The following is a 3853-nucleotide window of genomic DNA, read 5'->3' on the forward strand; positions in this document are numbered from 1 at the left end:
GGGACCCGGATTCCAGGCTCATTACAGAATAAGCCCCCACATCTTCTTTTTTGCCGAACTGCCCCATCAACGCCATATATAGACCACCGTTGGTGTCGTTCACAGCCGCCACAATGGCCAGAACAGACAGTCCTGCGAAAAAACCCGAATCAATATATCCGTTTGGTATAAATTGAGATGCAACTATAGCGAGAATGGCGCCTGTCAAAATTTTTGCGCCTAACAATGCGCCGCCCTTTTTCAGAATTTGCGGAGTGGCCTTCAAATCAATGGTCGCACCCATGCAAACGTAGAACACTGCCAGAATCGATAAAGCGCCGCTCATCAGCGCACCGGTAAACGAACCGAACGTCTTGCCGAAGTCAGGAAGAAAGGTATTAACAAGTGCTCCCAAAAATAGTGGAACAATCATCATGCCACCAGGGATCTTTTCAATAGACGCTTTAATTTTCATAGGAAGTCTCCTCTTTGATAATTTTTACTTACGGGCACCGATGCTGGCGAGGGCAGCAAAGTTAATAGCGGCAATCATGCTGCCGCTATTGGCAATTCCTTTGCCGGCAATATCAAAGGCAGTTCCGTGATCAACTGAAGTGCGAAGAAACGGAAGCCCGACCGTCACATTGATTCCATTGTCAAAGCCAAGCAGTTTGATAGGGATATGTCCCTGATCATGATACATTACAACGACGATATCAAATTCTTTACGACAGGACGCACGATAGAATACGGTATCCGGAGCGATGGGGCCGGCAGCGGCAATTCCTGCTTTTTGCGCTTCTATAACTGCCGGTGCAATCTGATCAACGTCCTCCCGCCCGAACAGCCCGTTCTCGCCGGCATGGGCATTGAACCCGGCGACAGCAATGCGGGGTTGTTTCAGCCCCAGCAGGCGAAGCGTCCGGTCGGCAAGCTGAATAATACGCAGCACCCGATCCTTTTTGATCAAGGCTGCGGCTTCTATCATAGACACATGGGTGGTTACGTGGATGACCCGCAAATCATCTCCGGCGAGCATCATGGCATAATCTGCAGTATGAGTCAGCTCAGCAAAAATTTCCGTATGCCCCGGGAAATTATGTCCGCCTTTATGGAGTGCCTCCTTGTTGATAGGGGCCGTAACCACACTTGCTACGCGATTGTCCATCGCATGCCGAATCGCGGATTCGATGTACGTATAGGCGGCATGTCCGGCGCGCCCGTCAACCTTGCCAAACACAAGATCTTCCGGTATATTGGCAAAATCCAGCACATCAATCGTTCCATATTGGTAAACCCCGTCACAGGGGGATGAAATCCGGTTGATGTGCAATACACTCTTAACGATTCGGGCAGCAAGCTGCAGCCGGCGGGCATCGCCAAAAACAATGGGACGGCATTGCCTGTATATTGCCTCGCTGGCAAGGGCTTTAACAATGATTTCGGGTCCGCAGCCGGAGGCATCCCCCATGGTAATTGCCAGAATAGGATTTTGTGCATTTAATGCTTCCATGTATATCACTTCCTTTTTTGCAGTCTGCGGGTTGCAATGACCAACGCATCAGCATTGCCGAACGCCCCGGCCTTAGTAACGACCCGCAGCAGCTTTCCGTCATCTGTTTTCATTTCTCCCAGCGGAATTGCCGGAACTACCTCCTCAAGAATGCGAATGCCGGTTACTCCCAAAGCCCTGCATACCGAAACAGCCGTATCGCCGCCGGTAAGAATCACGCCGGCAACAGGTTTCTCCCGCAGAATTCTTTCCCCGATCCACCCCAGTATTTCCGCTATCGATTCACTGACCTGCACCGGCGTGAGACCCAGCTTCGCCCCGGTCTCTTTAGCGCGCTCCACCGCCGACGGCTGATAACCGGAGGCGAGCACCACCCGTTTACCCTGATCGAGCTTCTCGCAGGCTTTTTGTACAAGCGGTAATGCTTTGCTGCTTTCCCAGGGCAGATAGTCTGCCACATCCAGTTCTAACAACTCATGTCGTCCAGCAGCCGGTCGATTTGTCCCCGTGTAACACCGCTTACACTGCCTGCAATAGCCAATGTAGGCAACGCGACCTCCGCCTCCGTTGTTTCTTCCCACCCCAATAATTGTGGCAAATATTCGGCCAACCCGGCTGATCCTGTCCATACTACTCTGTTGGAAACTTTTTTTGCGGCCTTAGCCGCTAGCAGAAAATGCTCATCCAGCCAGGCGTCACTGGATATGATTTTGCACCCATTGGCAAGATGCCCCTGAATGGCTCTACTGACAGCCTCTGCTCCTTGAGTGAGTTCATGAACGCCAATGTGGCCGACAGACAGTCCGGACTGTTGCTGCAATAGCTGCGGCAAACATGTTTCTCTGACCGGGCACTTAGGATCTCTGGCTATTTCCGTCGCCGAAAGCGGAATTCCTTGCAATAAGTGCTGTCCGCCAATCGTCGTGCGCCCGGTTTTAGGGAACGCCGGCATAACAAATGCAAAATCGTGGATTCCCATATCCAGAACTGCCCGCAATTCTTTTCCCACATTGCCGCGTAATGTAGAGTCCAGTTTTTTGTAATAATGCTGAAATCCGGCACGACGGGCTTGCTCAGCAGCTTCCCGGACCTTTCGGTAGGCCTCCTCAGCCGGTATGGCCCGGCTGTTCGTATCGATCACAATCACAGCGGCTTCTTGCTGCGATGACAGGACTCCCCCATCCAGCAGCACTTCTGTTGGAATGCCTTGCCGGGCAAACTGTACCCCTGTATCATTTGCCCCGGTCAAATCGTCAGCAATAATAACGATAGATCTCGCCGATATACTCAAAGCAACCGCCTCCTAAGCATAAGCATTTTATTTATGAAACCTTGTTACCGCCGATAATGCTTCAGAGCAATACGGGATTGGTAGACCCTTTCCAGAGCGGCGTCTCCGATTTGGAGAGAAAGTTTTACATACAGAATATCAATAACAACCAACTGAACAATCCGCGAAATCATGGCGTCAGACCGCATTTTTGTTTCACGGGAGCAGGTCAGTAAATAGGCGTCAACTATACCGGTAATACTGGAATTCGTATAGCTGGTAAGCGCGCATGTATAGCAGCCCCGCTGCCTAGCCAGTTGCAACGTTTTGAGTATATCAATCGTTTCTCCTGAGTGACATACGGCAAAGAACATCTCATTGGGCTGAGCCACTGAGGCAGCGACCGCCATTAGGTGAGAATCGCTGTAAGCTTTAATTTTAACCCCCAGACGCATCAGTTTGTGCATAGCATCCTGCGCTACGATACCGGAAGCACCCATACCGAAAACATGAACCATATCGGCATTTTGCAAATGCGCCACGATATCTTCTACGGCAGAAAGAGAAATTTGGTTTTCTAAATCGGAAATGCTTTGAATCGACGAGCCGATGACTTTACGAATCACATCGGACAGCCCATCCTGCAGTTCCACTTCATCGTATACGGGCTGAATTTCATTATCTGATAATTCCTTTGCCAAGGCGATACGAAACCTCGCATAGGTTTCGTATCCCAATGAGCGGTAAAAACGAATGACGGTAGCATCTCCTACCTGACAGCATGCCGCTAATTCATTAATGGGAAGTTCAATGGCCTCTTTGATATTGTTCTGAAGAAAACTGACGATTCGTTCCTGTGCGGCTGTAAACCGGTTACTGTTCAATCTAATTTTTGTAAAGAGGGTCATAGATTAAACCTCCGCCTTTCGGAGATATTCTCCATCGTTTTATTGTTACATGAAAATTATCTCCAAATTTATATTAGATACATTTATCAAGATTCCTGCCAAATCGATTGAATTTCGCCTGGAATTCTTTTCAGACTGAAGATTCATCGACAATTTTAATGCACGAAATTAAGCATAAAAAAA

At 49.3% G+C, this 3853-nt stretch carries 5 protein-coding genes; all 5 read right to left on the reverse strand.

What is annotated here, in order from left to right; translation table 11 throughout:
- Positions 1–454, reverse strand: a 454-nt coding sequence (locus ALO_RS10825) for a 2-keto-3-deoxygluconate permease (protein ID WP_004095639.1), incomplete at its 3' end; no start/stop codon positions are given.
- Positions 455–478: 24 nt separating this feature from the next.
- A complete protein-coding gene (gene pdxA / locus ALO_RS10830) occupies positions 479–1492 on the reverse strand; it encodes a 4-hydroxythreonine-4-phosphate dehydrogenase PdxA (protein ID WP_004095640.1) in 1014 nt (337 codons plus the stop codon).
- A 5-nt stretch (positions 1493–1497) separates the two neighbouring features.
- Complete coding sequence (locus ALO_RS23135; protein WP_238528253.1) at positions 1498–1965, reverse strand: nucleotide-binding domain containing protein; 468 nt, start codon at positions 1963–1965, stop codon at positions 1498–1500.
- The gene (locus tag ALO_RS23140) at positions 1959–2783 is read right to left on the reverse strand and encodes a four-carbon acid sugar kinase family protein (protein ID WP_238528254.1); all 825 of its coding nucleotides are present in this window, start codon (positions 2781–2783) and stop codon (positions 1959–1961) included. Before ALO_RS23140 ends, ALO_RS23135 begins: the two co-directional genes overlap by 7 nt.
- Positions 2784–2827: 44 nt before the next feature.
- Positions 2828–3670, reverse strand: a complete 843-nt coding sequence (locus ALO_RS10840; protein ID WP_004095642.1) for a MurR/RpiR family transcriptional regulator — start codon at positions 3668–3670, stop codon at positions 2828–2830.
- Positions 3671–3853 lie beyond the last annotated feature (183 nt).

The organism is Acetonema longum DSM 6540 (genome assembly GCF_000219125.1).
GTDB classification, from domain to species: domain Bacteria; phylum Bacillota; class Negativicutes; order Sporomusales; family Acetonemataceae; genus Acetonema; species Acetonema longum.

Excerpts from the sequence above, each read along its gene's own strand:
- ALO_RS10840 (WP_004095642.1), bottom strand. The coding sequence starts at position 3,670 with ATGACCCTCTTTACAAAAATTAGATTGAACAGTAACCGGTTTACAGCC.
- pdxA (WP_004095640.1), bottom strand. The coding sequence starts at position 1,492 with ATGGAAGCATTAAATGCACAAAATCCTATTCTGGCAATTACCATGGGG.